Origin of the sequence: Ilumatobacter sp. (genome assembly GCF_965215205.1) — a bacterium.
Lineage (GTDB): Bacteria > Actinomycetota > Acidimicrobiia > Acidimicrobiales > Ilumatobacteraceae > Ilumatobacter_A.
This window is the reverse complement of sequence record NZ_OZ244049.1, coordinates 3,106,745-3,129,977: the sequence shown is the minus strand read 5'-3', so window position 1 is coordinate 3,129,977 and position 23,233 is coordinate 3,106,745. Positions and strand designations below refer to the sequence as shown.

Annotated in this window: 26 protein-coding genes; 16 read left to right on the top strand and 10 right to left on the bottom strand. The window is 72.2% G+C overall.

From position 1 onward, the window contains the following. Positions 1-38: 38 nt before the first annotated feature. The 9 genes from ACOOHC_RS14525 (at position 39) to ACOOHC_RS14485 (ending at position 7,144) form a co-directional block, all read left to right on the top strand. Positions 39-359 (top strand): 4Fe-4S dicluster-binding protein, encoded by a 321-nt coding sequence (locus ACOOHC_RS14525; RefSeq protein ID WP_420451123.1) that lies wholly within the window; start codon positions 39-41, stop codon positions 357-359. A 67-nt stretch (positions 360-426) separates the two neighbouring features. Then, positions 427-939, top strand: a complete 513-nt coding sequence (locus ACOOHC_RS14520; protein WP_420451122.1) for a glycine/sarcosine/betaine reductase selenoprotein B family protein — start codon at positions 427-429, stop codon at positions 937-939. Positions 940-957: 18 nt separating this feature from the next. Further along, complete coding sequence (locus ACOOHC_RS14515; protein ID WP_420451121.1) at positions 958-1,299, top strand: hypothetical protein; 342 nt, start codon at positions 958-960, stop codon at positions 1,297-1,299. A gap of 74 nt (positions 1,300-1,373) precedes the next feature. Beyond that, positions 1,374-2,144: an alpha/beta hydrolase gene (locus ACOOHC_RS14510; protein ID WP_420451120.1), complete on the top strand. Its 771-nt coding sequence runs from the start codon at positions 1,374-1,376 to the stop codon at positions 2,142-2,144. Positions 2,145-2,149: 5 nt separating this feature from the next. Next, on the top strand, positions 2,150-3,109 hold the full coding sequence (gene lgt / locus ACOOHC_RS14505) for a prolipoprotein diacylglyceryl transferase (protein ID WP_420453809.1): 960 nt from the start codon (positions 2,150-2,152) through the stop codon (positions 3,107-3,109). Positions 3,110-3,196: 87 nt separating this feature from the next. Beyond that, the gene (locus ACOOHC_RS14500; RefSeq protein WP_420451119.1) at positions 3,197-3,961 is read left to right on the top strand and encodes an electron transfer flavoprotein subunit beta/FixA family protein; all 765 of its coding nucleotides are present in this window, start codon (positions 3,197-3,199) and stop codon (positions 3,959-3,961) included. A gap of 16 nt (positions 3,962-3,977) precedes the next feature. After that, complete coding sequence (locus ACOOHC_RS14495; RefSeq protein WP_420451118.1) at positions 3,978-4,946, top strand: electron transfer flavoprotein subunit alpha/FixB family protein; 969 nt, start codon at positions 3,978-3,980, stop codon at positions 4,944-4,946. 28 nt (positions 4,947-4,974) lie between these two features. Next, positions 4,975-6,399 carry a hypothetical protein gene (locus ACOOHC_RS14490; RefSeq protein ID WP_420451117.1) on the top strand — a complete coding sequence of 475 codons (1,425 nt, stop codon included), beginning with the start codon at positions 4,975-4,977 and terminating at the stop codon, positions 6,397-6,399. A 10-nt stretch (positions 6,400-6,409) separates the two neighbouring features. Continuing rightward, positions 6,410-7,144 (top strand): glycosyltransferase family 2 protein, encoded by a 735-nt coding sequence (locus tag ACOOHC_RS14485; protein WP_420451116.1) that lies wholly within the window; start codon positions 6,410-6,412, stop codon positions 7,142-7,144. 9 nt (positions 7,145-7,153) lie between these two features. Here ACOOHC_RS14485 and ACOOHC_RS14480 read toward each other — a convergent pair whose 3' ends face one another. Genes ACOOHC_RS14480 through ACOOHC_RS14460 form a run of 5 tightly spaced genes read right to left on the bottom strand, consistent with a single transcriptional unit; the run spans position 7,154 to position 11,406 of the window. Next, the gene (locus ACOOHC_RS14480; RefSeq protein ID WP_420451115.1) at positions 7,154-8,227 is read right to left on the bottom strand and encodes a hypothetical protein; all 1,074 of its coding nucleotides are present in this window, start codon (positions 8,225-8,227) and stop codon (positions 7,154-7,156) included. Continuing rightward, positions 8,224-9,135: a 50S ribosomal protein L11 methyltransferase gene (locus ACOOHC_RS14475; protein WP_420451114.1), complete on the bottom strand. Its 912-nt coding sequence runs from the start codon at positions 9,133-9,135 to the stop codon at positions 8,224-8,226. The genes ACOOHC_RS14480 and ACOOHC_RS14475 overlap by 4 nt, the downstream gene beginning before the upstream one ends. A gap of 19 nt (positions 9,136-9,154) precedes the next feature. Beyond that, positions 9,155-10,021: an SCO1664 family protein gene (locus ACOOHC_RS14470; protein WP_420451113.1), complete on the bottom strand. Its 867-nt coding sequence runs from the start codon at positions 10,019-10,021 to the stop codon at positions 9,155-9,157. A 4-nt stretch (positions 10,022-10,025) separates the two neighbouring features. Beyond that, positions 10,026-10,532: a DUF3090 family protein gene (locus ACOOHC_RS14465; RefSeq protein WP_420451112.1), complete on the bottom strand. Its 507-nt coding sequence runs from the start codon at positions 10,530-10,532 to the stop codon at positions 10,026-10,028. A 10-nt stretch (positions 10,533-10,542) separates the two neighbouring features. Continuing rightward, on the bottom strand, positions 10,543-11,406 hold the full coding sequence (locus ACOOHC_RS14460; RefSeq protein WP_420451111.1) for an MSMEG_4193 family putative phosphomutase: 864 nt from the start codon (positions 11,404-11,406) through the stop codon (positions 10,543-10,545). On the opposite strand from ACOOHC_RS14460, the gene ACOOHC_RS14455 reads away from it, so the two are divergent. Then, positions 11,405-12,133 (top strand): uracil-DNA glycosylase, encoded by a 729-nt coding sequence (locus ACOOHC_RS14455; protein ID WP_420453808.1) that lies wholly within the window; start codon positions 11,405-11,407, stop codon positions 12,131-12,133. The two genes, ACOOHC_RS14460 and ACOOHC_RS14455, sit on opposite strands and share 2 nt — an antisense overlap. Before the next feature lie 31 nt (positions 12,134-12,164). On the opposite strand, the gene ACOOHC_RS14450 is transcribed toward ACOOHC_RS14455, so the two are convergent. After that, on the bottom strand, positions 12,165-13,091 hold the full coding sequence (locus ACOOHC_RS14450) for an alpha/beta hydrolase (RefSeq protein ID WP_420451110.1): 927 nt from the start codon (positions 13,089-13,091) through the stop codon (positions 12,165-12,167). Positions 13,092-13,122: 31 nt separating this feature from the next. On the opposite strand from ACOOHC_RS14450, the gene ACOOHC_RS14445 reads away from it, so the two are divergent. Further along, positions 13,123-13,455, top strand: a complete 333-nt coding sequence (locus tag ACOOHC_RS14445; RefSeq protein ID WP_420451109.1) for a hypothetical protein — start codon at positions 13,123-13,125, stop codon at positions 13,453-13,455. 35 nt (positions 13,456-13,490) lie between these two features. Here the strand turns inward: ACOOHC_RS14445 and ACOOHC_RS14440 are convergent, their stop codons facing one another. Beyond that, positions 13,491-14,819, bottom strand: coding sequence for a Coenzyme F420 hydrogenase/dehydrogenase, beta subunit C-terminal domain (locus ACOOHC_RS14440; RefSeq protein WP_420451108.1), 1,329 nt, complete (start codon positions 14,817-14,819; stop codon positions 13,491-13,493). A gap of 108 nt (positions 14,820-14,927) precedes the next feature. Here ACOOHC_RS14440 and ACOOHC_RS14435 point away from each other — a divergent pair, with 108 nt between their 5' ends. From ACOOHC_RS14435 to ACOOHC_RS14420, 4 genes are read left to right on the top strand one after another with little or no spacing between them, the layout of a single operon-like run. Beyond that, a complete protein-coding gene (locus ACOOHC_RS14435; protein WP_420451107.1) occupies positions 14,928-16,187 on the top strand; it encodes a TauD/TfdA family dioxygenase in 1,260 nt (419 codons plus the stop codon). Next, positions 16,184-17,074 (top strand): 3-keto-5-aminohexanoate cleavage protein, encoded by an 891-nt coding sequence (locus tag ACOOHC_RS14430; RefSeq protein WP_420451106.1) that lies wholly within the window; start codon positions 16,184-16,186, stop codon positions 17,072-17,074. The genes ACOOHC_RS14435 and ACOOHC_RS14430 overlap by 4 nt, the downstream gene beginning before the upstream one ends. Continuing rightward, positions 17,067-18,140: a 3-hydroxyacyl-CoA dehydrogenase NAD-binding domain-containing protein gene (locus tag ACOOHC_RS14425; RefSeq protein WP_420451105.1), complete on the top strand. Its 1,074-nt coding sequence runs from the start codon at positions 17,067-17,069 to the stop codon at positions 18,138-18,140. The genes ACOOHC_RS14430 and ACOOHC_RS14425 overlap by 8 nt, the downstream gene beginning before the upstream one ends. Continuing rightward, positions 18,137-18,607, top strand: coding sequence for a hypothetical protein (locus tag ACOOHC_RS14420; protein ID WP_420451104.1), 471 nt, complete (start codon positions 18,137-18,139; stop codon positions 18,605-18,607). Before ACOOHC_RS14425 ends, ACOOHC_RS14420 begins: the two co-directional genes overlap by 4 nt. Before the next feature lie 302 nt (positions 18,608-18,909). On the opposite strand, the gene ACOOHC_RS14415 is transcribed toward ACOOHC_RS14420, so the two are convergent. After that, positions 18,910-19,248: a P-II family nitrogen regulator gene (locus ACOOHC_RS14415; protein ID WP_420451103.1), complete on the bottom strand. Its 339-nt coding sequence runs from the start codon at positions 19,246-19,248 to the stop codon at positions 18,910-18,912. 26 nt (positions 19,249-19,274) lie between these two features. After that, the gene (locus ACOOHC_RS14410) at positions 19,275-20,663 is read right to left on the bottom strand and encodes an ammonium transporter (RefSeq protein ID WP_420451102.1); all 1,389 of its coding nucleotides are present in this window, start codon (positions 20,661-20,663) and stop codon (positions 19,275-19,277) included. Positions 20,664-21,189: 526 nt separating this feature from the next. On the opposite strand from ACOOHC_RS14410, the gene ACOOHC_RS14405 reads away from it, so the two are divergent. Further along, the gene (locus ACOOHC_RS14405; RefSeq protein ID WP_420451101.1) at positions 21,190-22,437 is read left to right on the top strand and encodes an acyl-CoA dehydrogenase family protein; all 1,248 of its coding nucleotides are present in this window, start codon (positions 21,190-21,192) and stop codon (positions 22,435-22,437) included. Between the two features lie 15 nt (positions 22,438-22,452). Here the strand turns inward: ACOOHC_RS14405 and ACOOHC_RS14400 are convergent, their stop codons facing one another. Continuing rightward, positions 22,453-23,076: a hypothetical protein gene (locus ACOOHC_RS14400; protein WP_420451100.1), complete on the bottom strand. Its 624-nt coding sequence runs from the start codon at positions 23,074-23,076 to the stop codon at positions 22,453-22,455. Positions 23,077-23,233: the final 157 nt, after the last annotated feature.

Sequence of the window (23,233 nt, the reverse complement as noted above, 5' to 3'; positions counted from 1 at the left end):
CCGCCCCGCCCTGCGGCGGCGCGATCTACGATCGGGTCATGGCAGCGGAGGCGGCGACGAGCCGCGACGCACGGATCGACCGGCGCGAGCGCAACGAGAAGTGGCCGAACCCGCCGCTGCTCATCGACGTGCTGGACTGCATCAACTGCGACGCGTGCCTGCGTGCGTGCCCACCGGCGTTCGGCGCGATCTTCAACCACGGCCCCGACGTGGTGATCATCCCCCAGCTCTGCAGCGGGTGCGACAAGTGCCTCCCGGCGTGCCCGGTCGACTGCATCCACCCGCACCCCGACTGGTCGCCGTCGGACGTCCCCGACGACTGGTGGGCGCTCCCGCGATCGACCGACGACCCCTCCTGACGGTCGACCCGACCCGACGGTCGCCCCGGCTCGGTCGGGTTGCGCCCGGCTGGGTACCTTGCGGGCGATGAGCACGCAGCCGGACCGGCAGGTGGAGCAGCGCAGCTTCGTCAGCTACATCGACAAGTCCCGCGAGTACTACCGGGCCCAGGGGTACGACCGTGCCTACCGCTGGGCCGCCTTCGACGACGTGGCGTTCAGCGCGCCGACGACCCCGCTGGAGCGCAGCCGCGTCGCGGTGGTGACGACCTCGTTCCTCCACCACCACGACTCGTCGCACGGCGCGCCGGCGACGGACAAGGTCGTCTACCACCACCCGGTCGACGACCTCCCCGATCAGATGTTCACCGACGACCTGTCGTGGGACAAGCAGGCGACGCACACCGACGACACCGAGTCGTTCCTCCCCCTGCGGGCGTTGCGCGCCCTCGCCGACGACGGCGCCATCGGGTCGCTGAACCACCGCTTCTTCGGGGTCCCGACCGAGTACAGCCAGCGCCGCACCGGCGTCGACGCGGAGGCGATCGCGCGGTGGTGCGCCGAGGACGAGGTCGACGTCGTCCTGCTCGTCCCGCTTTGACCCGTCTGCCACCAGACCGTGAGTCTGGTCGCACGCCACCTCGAGGCATCCGGCGTCGTCACCGTCGTGATCGGCAGCGCCCGTGACATCGTCGAGGAGGTCGGGGTGGCCCGCTTCGTCTTCGTCGACTTCCCCCTCGGCAACCCGACCGGCGCGCCGGGCGACACGGCGATGCAGCGCGAGATCGTCGAGCTCGCGCTGGGGGTGGCGACGTCGGCGATCGCGCCGCGCACCACCGTGCAGGCGCCGCACCGCTGGGGCGACGACGGGTGGCGCGACGCGTTCATGTCGATCGGCGACCGCGACGCGCTGCGCGCCGCCGGGGAGCGGCGCCGCGCGCACCAGGCCGCCGCTCGGTGACGTCGGCGCCGCCCCGGTGCCCGGCACCGGGTGCGCGCGTCGAGTCGGGTGCGGTGGAGGGGTAGACAGTGGGGGTGACCGACGTCGAGATCATCGAGGGGTGCGAGCCGTTCTCCCACCGGGGGGACCGGCCGATCGGGGTGCTCGTCGTGCACGGCTTCACCGGGAACCCGTCGTCGATGACCCACCAGGCGCGCGCGTTCGCGGCGGCCGGGTTCCACGTCGAGCAGCCCCGCCTCCCCGGTCACGGCACCAGCCTCGCCGACATGATGACGACGGACTGGTCCGACTGGTCCGGTGAGGCGGCGGCCGCGTACGACCGCCTCGCGTCGCGCGTCGAGCGCGTCGTCGCGTGCGGGCTGAGCATGGGCGGCACGCTCACCCTGTGGACCGGGCTCGAGCGCCGTGGCGACCCGACGTTGGCCGGGCTGATCTGCGTCAACCCCGCGACCCTGCCCCAGGCCGACGACGTCGTCGCGATGCTCGAGGAGATGCGCGACGAGGGGACCGACGTCATGCCGGGGATCGGCTCGGACATCGCCGATCCCGACCAGACCGAGATCGCCTACGACGGCACCCCGATCCGGCAGCTGCTGTCGCTGGTCGACGACGGGATCCGGCCGATCACCGACCGGTTCGACGAGATCGAGGTCCCGCTCCTGCTGTTCACGTCGCGCGACGACCACGTGGTCCCCCCGGAGAGCAGCGCCCACCTCGCCGCGACCCACGGGGGCGACGTCGAGGTGGTCGACCTCGAGCGCAGCTACCACGTGGCGACCCAGGACCTCGACCGCGACCTGATCGTCGAGCGTTCGATCGCGTTCGTCGAGCGCGCCACCGCGTGAGCGCGATGCCCGCCGTCGTCGCGAGCATCCCCAGCCCGTCGTTCGACTCGATCGACCTCGGTCCGTTGAGCCTCAACGTCTACGGGCTCGCGATCGCGCTCGGCGTCGTGGTCGCGGTGTGGGTCTTCGGTCGGCGTCTCGAGCAGCGTGGGGTCGGCACGGCCGACGACGCGAGCTCGATCGGGGTCTGGGCGGTGCTCGCCGGGGTGATCGGTGCCCGGCTGTACCACGTGGCCACGGACTGGGAGCGCTACGCGGACGACCTCGGCGGGATCGTGAGGATCTGGGAGGGGGGTCTCGGAATCCCCGGCGGGCTCGGGCTCGGCATCCCCGTCGGGCTGTACCTCGCGAGACGGCGCGGCATCCCCCTGTCGACGGCGGCGACCTGCGCGGCCCCGGCGATCCCGTTCGCCCAGGCGATCGGGCGGTGGGGCAACTGGTTCAACCAGGAGCTGTACGGCCGTGCGACGGACCTGCCGTGGGCGCTGCGCATCGACGCGGACCACCTGGTGCGGGACCCGGCGACCGGCGAGCTGTTCGAGGTCGGGACCACGTTCCACCCGACCTTCCTCTACGAGTCGCTGTGGAACCTCGGGCTCGCCCTGCTGCTGCTCGCGATCGATCGCAGGTGGCGTCCGGGCGGGGGATCGCTGATGGGGCTGTTCGTGGCCGGCTACGGCCTCGGTCGGTTCTGGGTGGAGGGCCTGCGCGTCGACCCGGCCGACGACGTCGGTCCGTTCCGGTGGAACCAGTGGGTGGCGCTCGGCGCGATCGTCGTCGGCATCGCCGTCTTCCTCGCGCTGCGCGGGCGCCCCGAGCCGTCGACGCGATCGATCGGCGACCGCGACGACCAGCCCGACGACGTCGACGGGGACGTGCCGATCGTCGATGGCGCACGGCCCGGAGAGGAGCGGTCCGACGAACCGTCCGCCGAGGACGTCTCCGCGCGGTCACGCCGCCACTGATCGCGAGATGCCGCCGGTCGCACCGTCGGCGTGGAGCCGAGCCGGATTGGGGTGCGCCGACGACGGGGCGGTACCGTGGACCTCCTTATGAACGTGATCGTGTGTGTGAAGCAGATCCCCGATCCGGCCCTGCCGGGCGAGCTGGATTCCGACAACACGCTGAAGCGCGACGGCAAGCTCATCCTCGATGAGTCCGACAGCTACGGCGTCGAGATGGCGCTCCAGCTGGTCAACGCCGCCGGTGGAGGCGAGGTGAGCCTGGTGTCGATGGCTCCGGACGAGGAGGTGTCGGGGCTGCGCACCGCACTCGCGATGGGAGCCGAGAAGGCCGTGCTCGTGTCGGATCCGTCCCTCGCCGGAGCGGACGCGCTCACGACCGCCAAGGTCCTCGCCGGCGCCGTCGGCAAGGCCGGCGAGTACGACCTGGTCATCGCGGGGACCGAGTCCTCCGACGGCTACACCGGCACGGTCCCCGAGCAGATCGCCGAGGTCCTCGGCCTCCCGTCGGTGACGTTCGCGAAGTCGATCTCGGTCGACGGCGAGACCGTCAAGGTGGAGCGCCAGACCGAGCTCGGGTTCGACGAGGTCACCTGCCCCCTGCCGGCCGTCGTGTCGGTCACCGCCGGCGTCGTCGAGCCCCGCTACCCGAGCTTCAAGGGGATCATGGCGGCCAAGTCGAAGCCGGTCGAGAACGTGACCGCCGCCGATCTCGGCGTGGAGTCCGTCAGCTGGGCCCAGTCGATCACCGACGTCGCCGACGCCCCCGAGCGCGAAGCGGGCGAGATCGTCGAGGACGACGGCGAGTCGTACAAGAAGATCGTCGAGTTCCTCGACAACCTGAAGGTCACCTGAGGCAAGGAGTCTGATCATGGCAATCAACGACATCTGGGTGTTCGCCGAGACGGTGGACGGGGCGCCCTCGAGCGCGACGCTCGAGCTGCTCACCAAGGCCAACTCCCTCGGGGGGACCGTGTCGGCGTTCGTCGTCGGCTCCGCCGGGGACGCGAAGGACGCGCTCGCCGACCACGGCGCGGCGAAGATCTACGAGACGGGTGACCTCGACGGCGCCCTCCCGGGCGTCGCCGTGTCCGCGGCGATGAAGGACGTCATCGACGGGGGATCCGCCCCCGACGTGGTCATGTTCCCGCAGAACTACGAGGGCCGCGACGTGATGGCGCGCCTGTCGGTGAAGCTCGACAAGACCGTGCTCACCAACTCGACCGACATCGCCGTCGACGGCGACTCGGTGAGCGTCACCACCCCGATCTTCGGCGGGACCAAGCTGGTCACCTCCACCTTCACCGGCGACGCCCCGTACCTGTGCGCGTTCCGCCCGAAGAGCTTCGAGCCGGCCGGTGGCGCCGGCGGCGCCGGCGAGGTCGTCTCGGCCCCCGTCCCCGATCTCGGAACGACCGGTGGCGCGAGCGTCACCGAGGTGCACGTCGAGGAGACCTCCGGCCCCAAGCTCGACGAGGCCGCCGTCGTGGTGTCCGGTGGGCGCGGGATGGGCGAGGCCGACAACTTCGAGATGATCGAGAAGCTCGCCAAGCGCCTCAAGGGAGCCCCCGGAGCATCGCGCGCGATCGTCGACGCCGGTTGGGTGCCGTACAGCTACCAGGTCGGCCAGACCGGCAAGGTGGTCAAGCCGACCGTCTACATCGCGGCGGGCATCTCGGGCGCGACCCAGCACATGGTCGGCATGAAGGGATCGAAGAACATCGTCGCGATCAACAAGGACAAAGAGGCGCCGATCTTCGGCGTCGCCGACCTCGGGATCGTCGGCGACGTCCACAAGGTCCTGCCGCAGGTGCTCGAGGCGCTGCAGAACCGCTCCTGACCACCGCCCACGACGTGCGGCCCGGCCGATGACCGGCCGCCACGACGGCTCGACCGAGACGGCCGGATCCGATCGACGGGTCCGGCCGTCGTCGCGCCCGGACCCGGACCGCCGACGCTTCCGCCGGTGGTTCGCGGCGGCCGTCGTGGCGTCGTGGCTGTTCCGGGTGGCCTACGTCCTGGTGCTGAAGTGGGGGGAGACCCCCGTCGGCGACCAGATCTACTACTCGGCGCAGGCGATCACGATCATGCGCGGTGGCGGGTACTCCTCTCCGTTCCCGCCCGGCGGGTTCGCCGCCGACCACGCCCCGCTGACGGCGGCCGTCCTCGCGCCGTTCTCGTGGTGGTCCGGGCCGCGCGGCGTCCTCGTCCAGCGCCTGGTGATGGCGACCGCCGGCGCGGCCGTGGTGGCCGGCACCGGTCTGCTCGCACGCCGGCTGCTCGATCGGCGCACCGCGCTCGTCGCCACCGTCCTCGCCGGATCGCACGGTGCCTTCTGGCTCAACGACGTGGTGATCATGTCGGAGACGTTCGCAGCCGGGGCCGTCGTCGCCCTGCTGCTCGCGGTCCACGCGCTGATCGAGCGTCCGAGCCTCGCGACCGCGGCGGCGATGGGGATCGCGACCGGGGTGGCCGGACTCGTGCGCGCCGAGCTCGTCGCGTACGGGGCGGTGCTCGCGATCGTCGCGACCGTCCTCGCGGCGCGCACCTCGCGGGAGCGGGTCGAACGTGAGCCGGCGCCTCGACGCGGCGGTTCGCCGAGCGGGGTCGGCGACCGCCTCGGCGGCAGCCGTGGAGCTCGCCCGTGGATCCGCCTCGTCGTGGCCGGAGCGTGCGCGGTGGCGGTGCTCGCCCCGTGGGTGGTGCGCAACCAGGTCCGCTTCGCCGAGACCACGCTCATCTCGACCCAGGACGGCCAGACCCTGGTGGGGGCCAACTGCGCGCGCACGTACTCGGGGCTCGGGAAGGGGTCCTGGGATCTGCGGTGCGCCGAGGAGGTCGAGGTGCCCGAGGGCCTCGACCAGTCGCGACGCTCGCGCATTCTGCGCGCAGAGGCCTTCGCCTTCGTCGGCGACCACCTCGACGAGGTGCCGGGGGTGGTGGCGGCACGCCTGGGGCTCGGGCTCGGGGTGTGGAGGGTGGAGCAGATGGTCGACCTGAACACCGGGGAGGGCCGCGGGAGGTGGGGCAGCAGGATCGCCGCTGCGCAGTGGTGGGCCGTCGCGGCCCTCGCCGCGGTCGGGTTGCGGCGGTGGTCGTCGAGCGCGCCGCGCTGGCCGATCCTCGTGGTCGCGGCGATGACGGTCCTCACGATCGCCGCCGTCTACGGCCTGCCGCGCTTCCGCATCCCGATGGAGATCGGAGCGGTCGTGGCGGCCTCGGTCGCGGTCACCACCGGGATCGACCGCCTGCGCGCCCGCCGGGAGCGCGGGCGCGCCGCGGGTCGTGGCTAACGTCGCCACGATGCCCGACGAGCCCCGTCCGTGCCTGTCGATCGTCGTCGCCTGCTACGACGAGCGCGACACCGTGCTGACCCTGCTGCGCCGGGTGCTCGCCTCGCCCTGGGTGGCCGAGGTGATCGTCGTCGACGACGGGTCGACCGACGGAACGGACCACGAGCTCGCCACCGTCGACGACCCTCGGGTGCGCATCGTGCGCCACGAGCGCAACCGGGGCAAGGGAGCGGCGCTGCGGACCGGGTTCGCGCTGGCGATGGCCGAGCACGTCGTCGTGCAGGACGCCGACCTCGAGTACGACCCCGGCGAGTACGGGGACCTGGTCGCTCCGCTCGTCGCTGGCGTCGCCGACGTCGTGTACGGGTCGCGCTTCGTGTCGCAGCGACCCCACCGGGTGCTCTACTTCTGGCACAGCCTCGGGAACAAGGCGCTCACCCTGTTCTCCAACATGTGCACCGACCTCAACCTGACCGACATGGAGACGGGCGCCAAGGCGTTCCGGCGCGAGGTGATCCAGTCGCTGGAGCTGGAGGAGGACCGCTTCGGGTTCGAACCGGAGGTCACCGCCAAGCTCGCCGCGCTCGGGTCGCGGATCTACGAGGTCGGGATCAGCTACGACGGCCGGACCTACGCCGACGGCAAGAAGATCGGGTGGCGCGACGGGGTGCGGGCCGGGTGGTGCATCCTCAAGTACTCGCCGCTCGGGCGGCGCCTGCGCCGGGCGGCGCCGCCACGTCGTTGAGCGCGGTGCTCACGAGCTCGCGTCCTGGGCGTGGAGCGCCCAGGCGACGTGCTCGTCGGGGTCCTCGACGGCGATCCGCAACGACCAGCCGACATCGGGTTCGAACGCGTCCCAGCGCGACCACCGGAGCTGGGCGACGAGCTCGCCGAGCTCGACCCCCCCGACCGGCCAGTCATCCAGGAGGTCGCCGAGCGCGGCGAGCAGCCACCACGTCCCGTACCGTCCCGCTGCGGCACCTCGCCGTCGCCCGTGCGCCCCACCGCTCGCCCCGGCCCACGCGATCCACGCGAGCGCCGTCGGGGCCGTGAGCGAGCAGATGCGGGCGCGGCGCACGCCGAGGGCGCCGATCGCCTCGGCCGCACCGCCGACGACGCACGACGACTCGACGCGGCCGTTCGACGAGGTCGTCCACGGCTCGACCAGGTGGCGCAGGGCGGCGTCGACGTCGTCGTCGAGCAGCTCGGCGTCGGGCGTGGCGGCGAGCTCCACCCAGTCGTCGGGGAGCTCGGGGGAGGGGAACTCCGCGCCCTCGTCGCGGTAGGTGGCGAGGGGGTACGCCGGTTCCCACGGCGCCGGGGTGGTCGTGATGTCCAGCACCGGTGCGAGAGCGCGGTCGTCGACGACCTCGCCGCGCAGGGCGCGCTCGTGGGCGACGAAGGAGGAGCGCGGCCCCGGGTCGAGGTGGTCCACCAGCTCGGCCCACGTGTGCTCCTGGGCGACGACCTCGGTCAGCGGACCGATCGTGAACCGTCCGGACGAGCCGTCGGTCTCGTCGAGCACGGCGGCGACGTGAGCGGGCGGGGCGTGGAGCGCGAGGCGGTACTCGGCGAGGGTCGCCGCCGGCCACAGCTGGCGTCCGGTGTCGACGGCCCGACGGGATCGGTCCCGGACCCGCATCAACCCGTCCCAGTCACGAACCGAGCTGCGGTCGTCGATCATCCGCACCAGGCCGTCGAGGTCGGCGCCGTGCACCAGCGCGTCGAGGTCGTCGTCGACCACCTGCGCCCACGGTTCGGGCCGGCCGCCCCCGTCGTCGCCACCTGCGTCGTCGTCGCGGTCGGGCCCCGGATCGCGCCCGGTCATCGGTGCCGCGCCCGTCGGCCGTCGTCACGTCCGCCACGCCGGAGCTCGATCGTGATCCAGTCGCCGTCGACGATCGAGTCGGCCGTGGCCAGGGGCGCCAGCGCGTCGAGGACGTGATCGTGGCGGGCGGCGAGGATGCCGCTGACGACGACCGATCCGCCGGGCCGCACGAGGCGGACCAGGTCGGGACCCATCGAGATCAGCGCCGGGGCCAGGATGTTCGCCAGCACCACGTCGAACTCGCCGTCGATGCGCTCGACGGGGGTCGTGTCGACCTCGATCGCACCCGCCACGTCGTTGCGCACGGCGTTGCGGCGCGTCGCGTCGACGGCGGCGTCGGCGATGTCGATCGCACGGACCGTCGCCACGCCGAGCTGCGCGGCCAGCACCGACAGCGCCCCCGTCCCGCAGCCGACGTCGAGCGCTCGTTCGCAGCGCGGCGCTCGGCGGGTCACGATCCGTGCGAGCATCGCCATCGAGCTGCGCGTCGTCGGGTGGTCGCCGAGACCGAACGCTCCGCCCGGATCGATCACCGTGACGAGCGCGTCGCCGGTCTCGGCCGGGTGGATCGACGCGGGGACCGTCACCATGCCGGGCGCGTACCAGGTCGGCGCGAGGTGGGCGGGGTCGACGCGCCCGACCGCCGCGTCGACGTCGCGCGTCGTCCACCGCCAGCGCTCGTCGAGCGTGGCCACGGCGCGCTCGATCGCTCCCCGGTCGTTCCCGACGCTCGTCGAGAGCTCGACGGCGCCGTCGGCGAGCTCGGTATCGGCGACCGCGCGCACCCCCCATCTCCACATCCGATCCGAGACCAGGTCGGCGTCGTCGGGGTGGGCGGTGACCACGATCATCGTCTCGACCGCGTCGCCGCCGGGCTGCACCGGGATCGGGGCGGACTCCGGCGTCACGGCGACGCCGACGTCGTCGTCAGACCAGGGGCCACGGGTACCGGCGCCCGGAGTCGTCGACGGGGAAGCGCCGCTCCTTCACCATCCAGGCGGCGCGCCCCTGGACGGCCTCGACCTCGACGTCGCTGAGCAGGGCCGCGACATCGAGCGGGACCGCCTCGACGAAGCGGTTCGCCCCGGCGAGCACGTGCTCGGGGATCGGCTCGTCGCCGAACTCCCAGATGACGGTCCGCAGCTTGAACTGCGGTGCGAAGCACAACCCGTGATCGATCCCCCACACCTGCGCGGGCTGGGCGCCCGACCCCGGGACGAGCAGGCAGTGCCCGCTCTTGCGGTCGGTGTTGTTCGCCAGGATGTCGAGCGCGGCGATGTCGCGCAGGCGGTCGTGGAGCTCGGGCATGGCCTCGTAGATGGTGAAGTAGTGCTGGGCGTGGTCGGCGACCGCGTACCACTGGACCGAGCCCTCCCCGAGCGGACCGTCGCGCAGCACGGTGGGCGGGACGACCCCGATGCCGAGCGCCTCGCTCAGCCGGTACGTGGCGACCTCGCGCCGGTGCAGGCCCGGCTCGAAGTCCCACAGCGGGCGCTCACCTCGGACCGGCTTGTAGATCGCGGGATGGGAGGCGCCGTCGTGGTGCACGTGGACCAGGAAGGTGGCGTTCGAGCTGTGCGGCATCCTCCCCTCGACCTCGATCTCGCCGCGCAGGAGGTGGGTGATCGGGTCGTCGACGTCATCGACGCGCAGCCGCACGCCATCCGATTCGTCGTCGTCGTCGTCGTCGTCGAACCCTCCCTCGTCGTCGAGGTCGTCGTCCCGGGAGTCGTCGTCCCACGAGCTCCCGTCGCCGGACCCACCCATCCCGGTCGCGGCGTCGTGATCGCTCACCGGGTCAGTTCATCCTCGGGCAGGCGTGGCCGTCGGGGTCGACCGGTGCGCCGCACCAGGTGCAGTCGGGCCGCCCCGACTCGATGACCTGGTCGGCGCGCGCGGCGAACGCTGCGGCCTGCCCGCGGGTGACGTAGATGCGGACGTGACCGCGCACCGCGTCGTCGTCGAGCTCCCCGTCCTCGTCGAGCTCCCCGACCTCTTCGAGCTGGAGCAGCACCTTGTCGGTCGAGCGGTCGTAGCCCAGCCCGATCGGGCCGAGGACGAACACCGGCTCGACGGGTTCGGTCAGCTCCATCGCTCCGTCGATCGGGCGGTCCTCGGCGGGGGGAAGGTCGGCGAGCACCTTGTTCAGGTACTGCGCGATGGCGGCGGCCTGCTGCTTCTCGCACTTGAGCGCGACCCGCGTGCCCTCGGCGCGGATCTGGAGGAAGAAGGTGCGTGCTCCGGGACGGCCGACCGTCCCGACCGTGAACTTGTCGACGTCGTCGAACTCGTGGAAGATCGTCATCGCGTCGGGGTCAGGCCGGCCGCAGTTCGGTGAGCGGGCGTCCGGTCGAGTTGACGGCGAGGACGATGGGGCCGCCGGCGTGCCAGGTGAGCGCGCTCACCGAGGCGGGGCTGATGACGATCCTCTGGAACAGGTCGATGTGGGTCCCGAGGGCGTGGGCCACGGCGGCCTTGATCGTGTCGGCGTGGGACACGCACACGATGGTTCGCCCGGGGTGGAGCTGGCGGAGCCGGTCGAGGGTGGTCACCATCCGCGTCTGCATCTCGGTGAAGCTCTCGCCGTTCGGGAACCGGAACGTGGACGGCGCGCTCTGGACCGTCTTCCACTCGGGCAGCCGGTTCAGCTTCTTCAGCTCCTCACCGGTCCAGTCCCCGAAGTCGCACTCGAGCAGTCCGCGGTCGATCTTCGTCTTCAGGCCGAGCGCGGCGGAGATCGGAGCGGCGGTCTCGCGGGCGCGCTCGAGGGGGGAGGAGTAGACGGCGTCGACGCCCGGCAGCTCGGCGATCCGCTGCGCCGCGATCTCGGCTTGCGCACGACCCTCGTCCGCGAGGTGCAACCCCTTGGCGCGCCCGGGGAGCACCTTGCCGGTCGTCGGCGTCTGGCCGTGGCGCACCAGCAGGATCGTGGTCGCCTGAGAGGCAGCTGCCTTCTTCGCGGTCGCCTTCTTCGCGGTCGCCTTCCTCGTCCCGGCGACCTTCTTCGCGGTCGCCTTCTTCGCGGTCGCCTTCCTCGTCCCGGCGACCTTCTTCGCGGCCGCCTTCCTCGTGGCGGGCTCCGGCGCGATCGTGGCCGTCGGCGACACCGTCGAGTCGGTCGTCGCCGTCGTGGTGGTGCTCAGGGCGGGGTCGTCGGGGGGTGTCGTGGCCGTGGTCATGTCCGAGATCGAATCTACTGTCGTCGTGGTGAGACCGCTCCGCGAGCTCGAACGTGACGTCGTGACGTGCCGGGCGTGCCCGCGCCTGGTCGAGTGGCGCGAGCGCGTCGCGGTCGAGAAGCGGGCGGCGTTCCGTGACGAGGTCTACTGGGGGCGGCCGATCCCGGGGTTCGGGGACCCCGCCGCACGCATCGTCGTGCTGGGGCTCGCTCCCGCGGCCCACGGCGCCAACCGCACGGGCCGGATGTTCACCGGCGACCGCAGCGGTGACTGGCTGTTCCGGGCGATGCACCGCGCCGGACTCGCCAACCAGGCGCGCTCGACGTCGTCCGACGACGGGCTCGAGCTGTCCGACGCCTGGGTCACCTCCGCGGTCAAGTGCGCCCCGCCTGCCAACAGGCCGACCCCCGACGAGCGGGACCGGTGCTCGTCGCTGCTGCGGCGCGAGCTCGATGCGCTCGAGGCGGCTCGTGTCGTGGTGTGCCTGGGGGCCTTCGGGTTCGACGCCGCGCTGCGCCACTTCGACGTGCGACCGCGCCCCCGGTTCGGCCACGGGGTCGAGGTCGCCCTCGACGACGGCCGCACCCTGCTCGGCTGCTACCACGTCAGCCAGCAGAACACCTTCACCGGCCGCCTCACCGAGGAGATGCTCGACGCCGTGTTCTCGCGCGCTCGCGAGATCGCCGACGACGGTCCCGACCGGCGCGATCAGCGGTCGGGGGGCTGACCGCCGGGGGCCGGACGCCGACGGCGCCGGGTCAGGTCGCGATCGGCGCGGCGAGGGCGTCGGCGAGCGCCTGGGCGGCGAGGGCGTGGGCGGCACGTGCGTCGGCGAGCATGTGGCCGAGGGAGAAGAACCCGTGGAAGTGGCCCGGGAAGTGGACGTGGCTCGTGGCCACGCCGAGCTCCGCGAGGCGCTGCGCGTACGCGGTCCCCTCGTCGCGCAACGGGTCGAAGCCGGCGGTGATCACCAGCGCGGGCGGTCCGGCGGCGAGGGCGTCGTCGTCCGCGAGCAGCACCGACACGCGCGGGTCGTCGGGCTCGGCTGCGCCGCCGGTGAGGTAGTGGTCGACGAACCACGCCATCGACGAGCGGGTGAGGAAGTACCCCTCGGCGTTCTCCTCGTACGACGCCGAGCCCATCCGGGCGTCGGTGACCGGGTAGATCAGCATCTGGTGCACGATCGGGATCGGCGCCGCGTGGCACACGGCCGCGGCGAGGTTGCCGCCGGCGGAGTCGCCGCCCACCGCGATCCGGTCGGGGTCGAACCCCAGCTCGGCTGCGGCGTCGCGCGCCCACGTCGTGGCGGTGATGCAGTCGTCGAGCCCGGCGGGGAACGGGTGCTCGGGGGCGAGCCGGTAGTCGACGCTGAGCACACCGTGACCGGAGCGACGGCACAGGGTGTGGCAGATGTTGTCGTGGCTCTCGAGATCGCCGATCACGAAGCCGCCGCCGTGGTACCACACGAGCAGTCCCGGGACGTCGACGCCGGGCTCGGGGCGGTAGAGGCGCGCCGGGACGCCGCCGGCGTCGAGGTCCACCGTCTCGTGGCACGGGTCGAGCACGGGAGGGGCGAGCTCGCGACGCGCCGCGCGCGCCTGGGCCGGCGGCAGGGAGTCGAGGGGCGGCGCGCCGATCTGCTCCATGAGGGCGAGCAGGGAGCGGGCTTCGGCGTGCAGCGGCATCGAGCCATCCTGTCAGTAGCCTCGTGGCCCTGTGGAAGCGAACATCGCCCGCCGTCCGGCACCCTCCGAGCCCGTCGTGAGCGGGCGTGGCCGGCGCGTCGTCGCAGCGGTCGCGGTGGCCGCCACGCTGGTGTCGTGCACCTCGGACCCGGGGCCCGGACGGGTGGCGCGCGACATCGTGGAGACGGAGGCGGAGGCGAACCCCGCCCTCGACGAGGATTGCCTGAAGCGGCAGCTCGAGCGGTTCAGCGACGACGAGCTGAGCGCGATCTCCGAGCGCGTCCGGTCGGGTTCGGCCGACGTCGAGGAGCAGGGTCGCGCCGAGCTCGACGAGTTCCGCACCGCCCTCGAGTCCTGCGTCTGAGATCCGCAGCCGGGGTCTGACCCCGGCTGCGATGCTCACGTCGAGGTGTCGGAAGGAGTGTCCTCGCTCGTGCCGGGGGTGTCCGGCTTCGGGTCGTCAGGCTTCGCGGCGTCGGGCTTCGCGGCCTCGGGCTTCTCGGCGGCGTCGGGCTTCTGGGCGGCGGCCTTCTTCTTGGGCGGGGGCACGCCGACCGCGGGGGCGGGGTCGGCGCCCTCGGGCCAGCGGCGGCGACTCACGATCGACAGCATCCGCAGCAGGCGCATCGCCGTCTCGTCCTCCTGGGCGGGCTTCGCCTCGATCACGCCGTCGGCGATCATCCGCTCGATGACCTCCTCGCCGAGCTCGGTGCGAGCGATCGTCAGCGTCCACGCGTTGTCCTCGCCGATGCCGCCGGTCGCGATGTCGGAGTGCTCGGCCGCGAAGTCGGGGCACGTCGTGCACCCCTGGCGGGTCCACTGGTGGCACTCCTTGAGGTTCACCTCGTGGTAGGAGCCGTCCTTCATCCAGATCTGGAAGACGCCCTTGATGTTCATCTTCACCATGTCCTGCTTCTTCAAGCCGTACTTGGCCTCGAAGAGCTCCTCGAAGATGGAGTCGTCGAACGTCTTCGAGCAGAGCAGGCCGATGTTGAACAGGAACGGCTTGGACACCTTGCCGGCCTTGCGGTCCCACATGATCGGCGGCGACGACGTCTGGCACCCCATCCCCACGAGGGCGAGCCGCTCGAAGCCGCGCTCGAGCGCCTCGGGGAGGGCGAGCGGGTTGGCGCAGTAGGTGTAGCGCGACCCGGCGGTCGCGAGGATCTCCTCCTTCGTCTCCACGACGACCGGCTTGGCCTTCCACGCGTCGTCGTCCTCGACGCCGGACACGAGCGCCGCGTCGATGTAGTCGTTCTCGCGCAGCCAGATCAGCAGCGCCGAGACGAGTCCGCCGTCCTGGCCCACCTCGTGGACGCCCTTCTCGGTCGCGCGCGTCAGGTACAGCTGGCGCCAGATGCCCGACATCTCGTCGGGCTCGCGGACCCGGCCGAACAGGTGCATGTCGGCCTTGGGCTCCCATGCCCGGAACCGCGGGCAGGCGCGGGTGCAGGTGGTGCAGCCGCCCTCCTCGCCGAAGCCGTGGATGCAGTTGTCGAGGCCGAGCGACTCCTCGAGGTGGAACGGGAGGTACTTGCCCTCCTCGTGCTCGTAGCCGATGACGTCGTGGGGGCAGGTGACGACGCAGCCCGCGCACCCGGTGCACAGGTCGTTGGTGATGACCTCGGCGTAGAGCTCCTTCCACTGGGCCGTCCACCGCCCGGAGTCCTCGGGCGGGGTGGGGTCGGAGTCACCGGACTCCGGGGCTTCGGCCTCGACGGTCGTCATGGGGCCGACTGTACGCGCCGGGTGCGGAGCCCGGTGAACCGGTGGGGTGGCCACGCCGGGCGACTCGCCAGGCGGACCGTCGAGCGTCGCGCGCTACGGTGCGCGACGGTGACTCCGATCCCGAGCTTCGCGCGGCACGAGCGACGTCCGATCGCCACGGTCGAGCGGGACGGCGACGTCGTCACCCTCGGGTGGGCGGACGGAGCGTCGTTCACGTGCCTGTCGGAGTGGCTGCACGAGCAGTCGATCGGCATCGACCCGTCGACCCGCGAGGGCACCGTCGAGCCGTCCGACCTCGCGCCCCCCGGTTCGCTCGTCGGCGCGTTCGTCGACGACGGAGCGCTGCGCGTCGAGTGGGCGACCGGCGAGCGGGCGACCGTCGACCCGGGGTGGCTCCGCTCCATCGCGGACGGCGACCACCTCCCGGGTTCCGGCGTCGGCCGTCCCCGGCCGTGGACCGCGTCCGACCTCCCCGAGCCGCCGTCCTTCGACGGGTCGCGGGTGCTCGACGACGAGTCGGTGCTCGAGGCGTGGCTCGGCGAGCTCTGCACGACCGGGCTCGCACGTCTGCGCTCGACGCCTACCACGGACGATCTCATGGCCGAGCTCGCCGCGCGCATCGGGCCGATCCGCGGATCCAACTTCGGCGGGGTGTTCACCGTCGAGTCGGTCGTCGAGCCCGACTCGACCGCGAACACCGGTCGCGCCCTCGGTCAGCACACCGACCTGCCGACCCGCGAGACGCCGCCGGGCTTCCAGTTCCTGCACTGCGTCGAGAACACGGTCGCCGGGGGCGCCTCGCGGATGGCCGACGGCCTCGCGGTGGTCGAGGAGCTGCGCTCGAACCACCCCGAGGCTCACGAGGCGCTGACCACCCTCGAGTGGGTGTTCGCGAACCGCGCCCCGGACGGGGACCACCGCTGGGTCGCGCCGCTGATCGACCACGGCGCGACGGGTTCGCCGCTCACGTTGCGCGCCTTCTACCCGGTGCGCCTGGCCCCCCACATGCCGATCGAGGACCAACCGCGCGCCTACGCGGCGATGCGCACCTTCTCCGCCGTGGCGCACGACGCGCGCTTCATGATCACGTCGGTGTTCGAGCCCGGCGATCTGGTCGGGTTCGACAACCGGCGGATCCTGCACGGGCGCGACGCGTTCGACCCCGGGGTGGGGCGCCGGCGGCTCCGCGGGTGCTACATCGACCGTGACGACGTGCTGTCGCGCCTGCGCGTGCTGCGCCGACCGGGCCGCGCCGCCACCCCGACCGCCGCTGCGGCCGCACCCGCCACCGCCACCCCCGACCCGGCGACCCCGGTCGCCGGGGCGCCGCCACCGCCCACCCGTTCGATCGGAGGAGTCGCCCCGTGAGCTCCGTCTTCATCACCTGCGCCGTGAGCGGCTCGGGCGACACCGTCGCCAAGTCCGATCGCGTCCCGTTCACCCCCGAGGCGATCGCGCACGACGCCCTCGACGCCGCGCGAGCCGGTGCGGCGATCGTCCACCTCCACGTGCGCGACCCCCGCACCGGCGCTCCGTCGCGCTCGCTCGAGCACTACACCGAGGTGGTCGAGCGGATCCGCTCCTCCGATGTCGACGTGGTGATCAACCTCACGTCCGGGATGGGCGGCGACCTCACCCTCGGCTCGGTCGAGTCACCGCTGCCCCCCGCCCGGGAGGGGACCGACATGGCGGGTGCCACCGAGCGACTCGAGCACGTCCGCGAGCTGCGCCCCGAGATCACCACCCTCGACTGCGGATCGATGAACTTCGGCGAGGGCGACTACGTGATGACCAACACCCCCGCCACGCTGCAGGAGATGGCGCGCCAGATCACCGCGCTCGGCGTCCGTCCCGAGATCGAGGCGTTCGACACCGGTCACCTGTGGCAGGCCAAGGCGCTGGTCGAAAGCGGGTTCATCGAGGACCCGGTGATGGTCCAGCTGTGCATGGGGATCCCGTGGGGGGCACCCGCCGACCTGAACACGTTCATGGCGATGGTGAACAACATCCCCGACTCGTGGACGTTCAGCGCGTTCTCGATCGGTCGCCTGCAGCTCCAGTACGTGGCGCTCGCGGCGATCGCCGGGGGGAACGTGCGCGTCGGCCTCGAGGACAACCTCTACCTCGGCCGAGGCGAGCTCGCGACGAACGCGGCCCTCGTCGAGCGCGCCGCGTCGATCCTCGCCGGGATGAACGTCGCGCTGAAGTCTCCGTCCGAGGTGCGCGACGAGCTCGGCCTCACCAGGCATGGCTGACGCCGCCCCGGACGGCGCTCGCTCCTCCGGCGCCGCGACCGGGGCCGTGCGGGCGTCCGCGGCGGTGTCCACGGCTGCGGTGATCGGCGGCGGGGTGATCGGTGCGGCGTGGGTCGCACGGATGCGCCTGCGTGGCGTCGACGTGCGCGTCTTCGACCCTTCGCCGACCGTGGCCCGCTCGCTCGAGGAGGTGATGGCGAGCGCGACCCGGGCGTGGGAGGCGCTGGGACTGCCGACCGACGCGGTCGGCGAGCTGCAGCTGCGCCGGTCGGTCGCGGACGCCGTCGACGGTGTCGATCTCGTGCAGGAGTCCGTCCCGGAGCGCCTCGACGTGAAGCACGCGACGCTGCGCGAGATCGAGTCCGCCGCTCCGCCGGGAGCGCTGATCGCGTCGTCGACCTCGGGCTTCCGGCCCACCGAGCTGGCGATCGCTCTCGAGCGGCCGGAGCGCTTCGTCGTCGGCCACCCGTTCAACCCGGTGTACCTCCTCCCGTCGGTCGAGGTCGTCGGAGGGGAGGCCACGGCGGCCGCGACGATCGAGCACGCCGAGCGCGCCTACCGCGAGCTCGGGATGAAGCCGGTGCACGTGCGCGTCGAGATCGATGCGTTCATCGCCGACCGGCTGCTCGAGGCCGTGTGGCGCGAGGCGCTGTGGCTGGTGCGCGACGGGGTGGCGACGACCGGGGAGATCGACGACGTGATCCGCCACGGCTTCGGTCTGCGGTGGGCGCAGATGGGGTTGTTCGAGACCTATCGCACGGCGGGGGGCGACGGTGGCATGGCCCACTTCCTCGCCCAGTTCGGCCCGGCGCTCGCGTGGCCGTGGTCGCGGCTGACGGACGTGCCCGAGTGGACCGACGAGCTCGTCGAGCTGATCGCCGCGCAGTCCGACGACCAGTCCGGCGACCGGTCGATCGCGGAGCTCGTCGCCGAGCGCGACCGCAACCTGGTCGCCATCCTGCTCGCGCTCGAGCAGGTCGACGCCGGCGCCGGTCGCGTGGTCGCCGAGATGCGCCGCACCGCGTCGTCCGGCCGGGCCGCGGACCCACGGCGAGCGCGGTCGTGAGCGGTCATCCCACCCGCGACCGGTGGTGGCCGGCGTCGCCCGTCGCCACCGCTCTCGTCGTCGCGACCCTCGTCGTCGCGACCCTCGTCGTCGCGACCCTCGTCGTCGCCGCCCCCGCTGGCTCGACGGCCGGGGCGGGAGCGGGCGCAGCGGGGCCGGCGGCCCCCGACACCCCCGTCGACGTCGCCGACACGGCGTCCCCGGCCGATGGCGGCACGACGTCGACGGGGTCGGAGGCGGCGGGCACCGGGGCGCGACGGGTCGGCGACGCGAGCGCCGTCGAGTCGACTCCCCCCGCGGACGGCGACGGGTCGATCGATCAGCGCGCCTCGTTCCCGGCCGGAGGTCGCCCCGGCGACAGCGGGGGATCGCTGCGTCGGTGGTCGGTGGCGTTCGCGCTCGGTGGCGCGGTCCTGGTCGTCGGCGGACTGCGTCGACGACCGCCGGGCGCACGGCGAGCGGACTGATCACGGCCGCCGGCGACGCCGTCGCCCGGGGGAGTCCTCGCAGAGCGTCGGCGCTCACCTCGCCGGTGCGGATGCGCACGGCGTGCTGGACCTCGGTGACCCGGATCTCGTCGTCGACACCGTGCCGGGGCGCGGTGCAGCCCCCGGCTCCGCCTGAGGACAGTCGGCGGGACCGGGGGCTGCGGAGAGGTGCGCGACGTGCGCACCTCGATCGTTCGTCGCCTCCCGACGGGGAGTCCTCGTGCCCCGGGCGACGACGAGCGAGGGGGGTGGCACCGCTGCGGTGCCTGGTCGGGCGGTCGCTAGATCGCGTCGGCCCCTTCCTCACCGGTGCGGATGCGCACGATGCGGTCGACGTCGGTGACCCAGATCTTGCCGTCGCCGATCTTGCCGGTGGAGGCGCCCTCCTTGATCGCGTCGACGGCGGCGTCGACCCCGCTCTCGTCGACGACGACCTCGATCCCGACCTTGGGGACGAAGTCGATCTTGTACTCGGCGCCACGGTAGGTCTCGGTGTGGCCTCCCTGGCGTCCGAAGCCACGGACCTCCGAGACGGTGATGCCGGTGATCCCGGCGGCCTTGAGGCGGTCCTTGACGTCGTCGAGCTTGAACGGCTTGATGACGGCGGTGATGAGTTTCATGTGGTTCTCCTCGTCTCTTCGTTCGTTCAGCTCTGCACCGACGCCGGGACCGACGTGACGGTGTCGGGGGCGTAGCCCTGGAGTCCGTGCTCGAGGACGTCGAGGCCCTCGATCTCCTCCTCGGCGCTGACCCGCAGCCCGATCGTCGCCTTGAGGGCGCCGAACAGGCTGGCCGTGGTGGCGGTCACCCAGACGCCGATGATGAGCAGCATCAGGAGCTGCATGATCAGCTGGTCGAAGCCGCCGCCGTAGAGTAGCCCGGCGTCCTCGCGACCGAGGAAGGCGTCGTCGTACTTCGCGAACAGCCCGATGGCGAACACGCCCCAGAAGCCGCAGACGCCGTGCACGCTGACGGCGCCGACCGGATCGTCGATCTTGATCTTGTCGAGGCCGATGACCGAGAACACCACGAGGGCGCCGGCGACGCCACCGGTGACGGCCGAGAAGACCGGCGTGAAGGCGCCGCAGCCCGCCGTGATCGCGACCAGCCCGGCGAGCACGCCGTTGCCGATCATCGCGAGGTCGGGCTTGCCCGAGACCAGCCAGACGGTGATGGTGCAGACCAGCCCGCCGGCGACGGCGGCGAGCATCGTGTTGACCGCGACCGTCGAGACGAACTCGTCGGCGAGCAGCTCCGAGCCCGGGTTGAAGCCGAACCAGCCCACCCAGAGGATGAACACGCCGAGGATCGCGAACGGGACGTTGTGGCCCGGGATCGCCCGGGCACGGCCGTTCGCGTCGTACTTGCCGATGCGCGGACCGAGGAAGCTGGCGCCGACGATCGCGGCGATGCCGCCGGTCATGTGGACGATGCCCGAACCGGCGAAGTCGCTGAAGACGGCGTCACCGACGTTGAGCTCGGCGATCAGGCCGCCGCCCCAGGTCCAGTGGACGACCACCGGGTAGATGAAGGCGCACATCACGGTCGAGAAGATGAGGTACGACGAGAACTTGGTCCGCTCGGCCATCGCCCCCGACGCGATCGTGACCGCCGTCGCGGCGAACACCGCCTGGAAGAAGAACGTCGTCGCGACGCTGAGGCCGCCCTCGGGGATCGCCGCGAGATCGGCGTTCGTCAGGAAGAACTGGTCGAGCCCGATGAACGAGCCGCCGCCGTCGCCGAACGCGAACGCGTAGCCGCAGGCGAAGAAGGCGAAGACGCCGACGATCGCATCGGCCATGTTCTTCGCGAAGATGTTCACGACGTTCTTCGCACGTGTCAGACCCGCCTCGACGAGCGCGAAGCCCGCCTGCATGAAGAACACCAGGACCCCGGCGAGGAACACCCAGATGTTGTTGAGGTAGTCCTGCGTGGTCGGGGTGTACTCCTGGGCGAGCCCGACGGAGGGTGTGATCGCGAGGATCGCGGCCACACCTCCCAGGCCCGAGATGATTCGTAGTGCTCGTGTTCGCACTGGCTGTCCTCCAATGGGTCGTGTACGGGAACGAACCGGGACCGCCACGAGTTCGCTCGTCGCCGCCCGGATCGCTGCGCAAGCTAGGTGCGCGCCGTTTCCCGGTGGTCGCCATCGTGTTTCGTGCCGATGAACGATCGTGGCGCTGACGTGACAGGTGCGGATCGCCCCCGGGACGGCTCCGGCGCCCCCGACACGGCGCGTGGTACCACCGGCACGGCTCGTGGGGACCGGCGCGTGAGACGCCATCCGAGCGGGGTGGTGCACGACGGCGGGGGAGACGCGGACGGTCGACCCGTCCTCGTGCATCGGGGGGATGCCACGGTCCGAGGGGGGAGGACCGGAGATCGTGAGCACGAGGACGGATCGACCGAACGAGCACGAAGGTACGCCGGTCGCCTTTCGCCTGCGTGTGCCCCGTGTGAACGAGCGATGAACTCGCTCGGGAACCGATCCACGTCGAGCCCCGGCGATCCGTCCCGGGGACGGCTGGTGCGCCTCGGGGAGCACCTGTCACACTGGGGGGATGGACCTGACGTACCCCGACGCCGCCGAAGACTTCCGCGCCGAGATCCGCACGTGGCTCGAGGAGAACCTCCCCGACGGGTGGTTCGACGACGACGTCCAGATGAGCGCCGAGGAGCGGTCGCGGTTCAACCGCGAGTGGCCCCAGAAGCTGTTCGAGGGCGGCTGGATCTGCGCGACGTGGCCCGAGGAGTACGGCGGCAAGGGGCTCACGACCATGCAGGGGGTGGTGCTGTCGGAGGAGTTCGCGCGAGCGGGTGCCCCGATGCGCGGCGACTTCTTCGGCGACACGCTCGTCGGGCCGACGCTGCTGCAGTGGGGGAGCGAGGAGCAGAAGAAGGAGTTCCTCCCCGGGATCCTCAAGGGCGAGACCAGCTGGTGCCAGGGGTTCTCGGAGCCCGACTCGGGCTCGGACCTCGCGTCGATCACGACCTCGGCCGAGCTCGACGGCGACGAGTGGGTGATCAACGGCCAGAAGGTTTGGACGACCCAGGGTCACCACGCCGACTACTGCTTCCTGCTCACCCGCACCGATCCCGACGTGAAGAAGCACGCCGGCATCTCCTACATGCTCGTCCCGATGAAGCAGGACGGCATCGAGGTGCGCGGGATCACCCAGCCCGACGGCACCGCCGAGTTCACCGAGGTGTTCTTCGACGACGCCCGCTGCCCGAAGGACGCCGTCGTCGGCGGGGTGAACAACGGCTGGAAGGTCGCCAACTCGACGCTGGGGTTCGAGCGGGGCCAGTCGGCCACCACCGGCTTCCGCCGCTTCCAGACGGAGTACGAGCTGATGGTCGAGGCCGCGCGGGCGAACGGCGCGATCGACGAACCCGCGATCCGCCAGCGGCTGATGGAGTTCCACACCAGGATCCAGATCCTGCGGATCAACGGGCTGCGCAACCTGACGGCGACGCTGAACGAGTCGAAGGACCGGGGGACCGCCGCCCTCGGCGCGACCAACAAGATGTTCTGGTCCGAGATGCACAAGGCGGCCATGGAGCTCGCGCTCGACATCCACGGCCCAGCGGGGATGCTCGTCGACACGGGGCCCGGGAGCTGGCCGGGATCGACCCGCGACGAGCGTCGCGACGGCTACCCCGTGAGCCAGATGATGTCGGCGTTCTTCTTCTCGCGGTCGGAGACGATCTGGGGCGGGACGAGCCAGATCCAGCGCAACATCGTCGGCGAGCGCGTCCTCGGGCTCCCGAAGGAGCCGAAGCCCGACGACCCCTCCACCAACGGCTGAGCGGGATCGACCCCGCTACGCCGCCCGGTGCGCCTCACGCAGGCGCCGCCAGTCCTCGCGCTCGGACATCACCCGTCGGACGCGCGCGAGCCCGGTCCGTCCCCGGGTGTCGAGCCGACGGACGGTGCGGTGCAGCTCGGCGATCGACGCGTGGTGGGCGAGCACCCAGTCGGTGAGCAGGGCGAAGCGCTCGTCGGGGAGGTGGCAGGCCGAGTCGAACCACGCCCGCGGCGGGCTGGCGACCCGGATCGAATCGGGCCGCTCGACGACGTCGACGTCGTCGAGCACGTTGGTGCGGCGCAGGGTCACGCCACGGCTGATCGGGGTCCGGTCGTGGCCGACGAGCACCTCGGGCACGTTCGGGCGGAAGACGTGCTCGAACCCCCACAGCCGGCCCGCCGCAGGTCCGGTGACGACCGCCTCGCGGTCGGCGAGGCAGGCCGCCACGCAGCGGGCCTCGAACGTGAGCGGGGAGCCGGCGAGCAGGTGGACCCCGTTGTGGCGTCGTCGCAGCGCTCGGCGGCGGGCGAGGTCGGCGACGTCGTGGTGGGTGAGACCGTCGGCGACGAGCTCGGCCGTGGTGACCACGCCGTGACGGCGGGCGGCGACCTCGAGCAGTTCGGCGGAGATGATCGGCATGTCCGTTCCTTCGTTCGCGGGGCACGAGGACCCGGGGAGGGCCGAGGGGGCGGGAGCCGAGGGGCCCACGGTAGCCGCTGCGCCGCGCGATGAGCGGGGCGGTTCGATCCGGGGGCGGAGGCGGGGCCGGGGGCCGTCCCGGCCGGGGGCCGGGGGG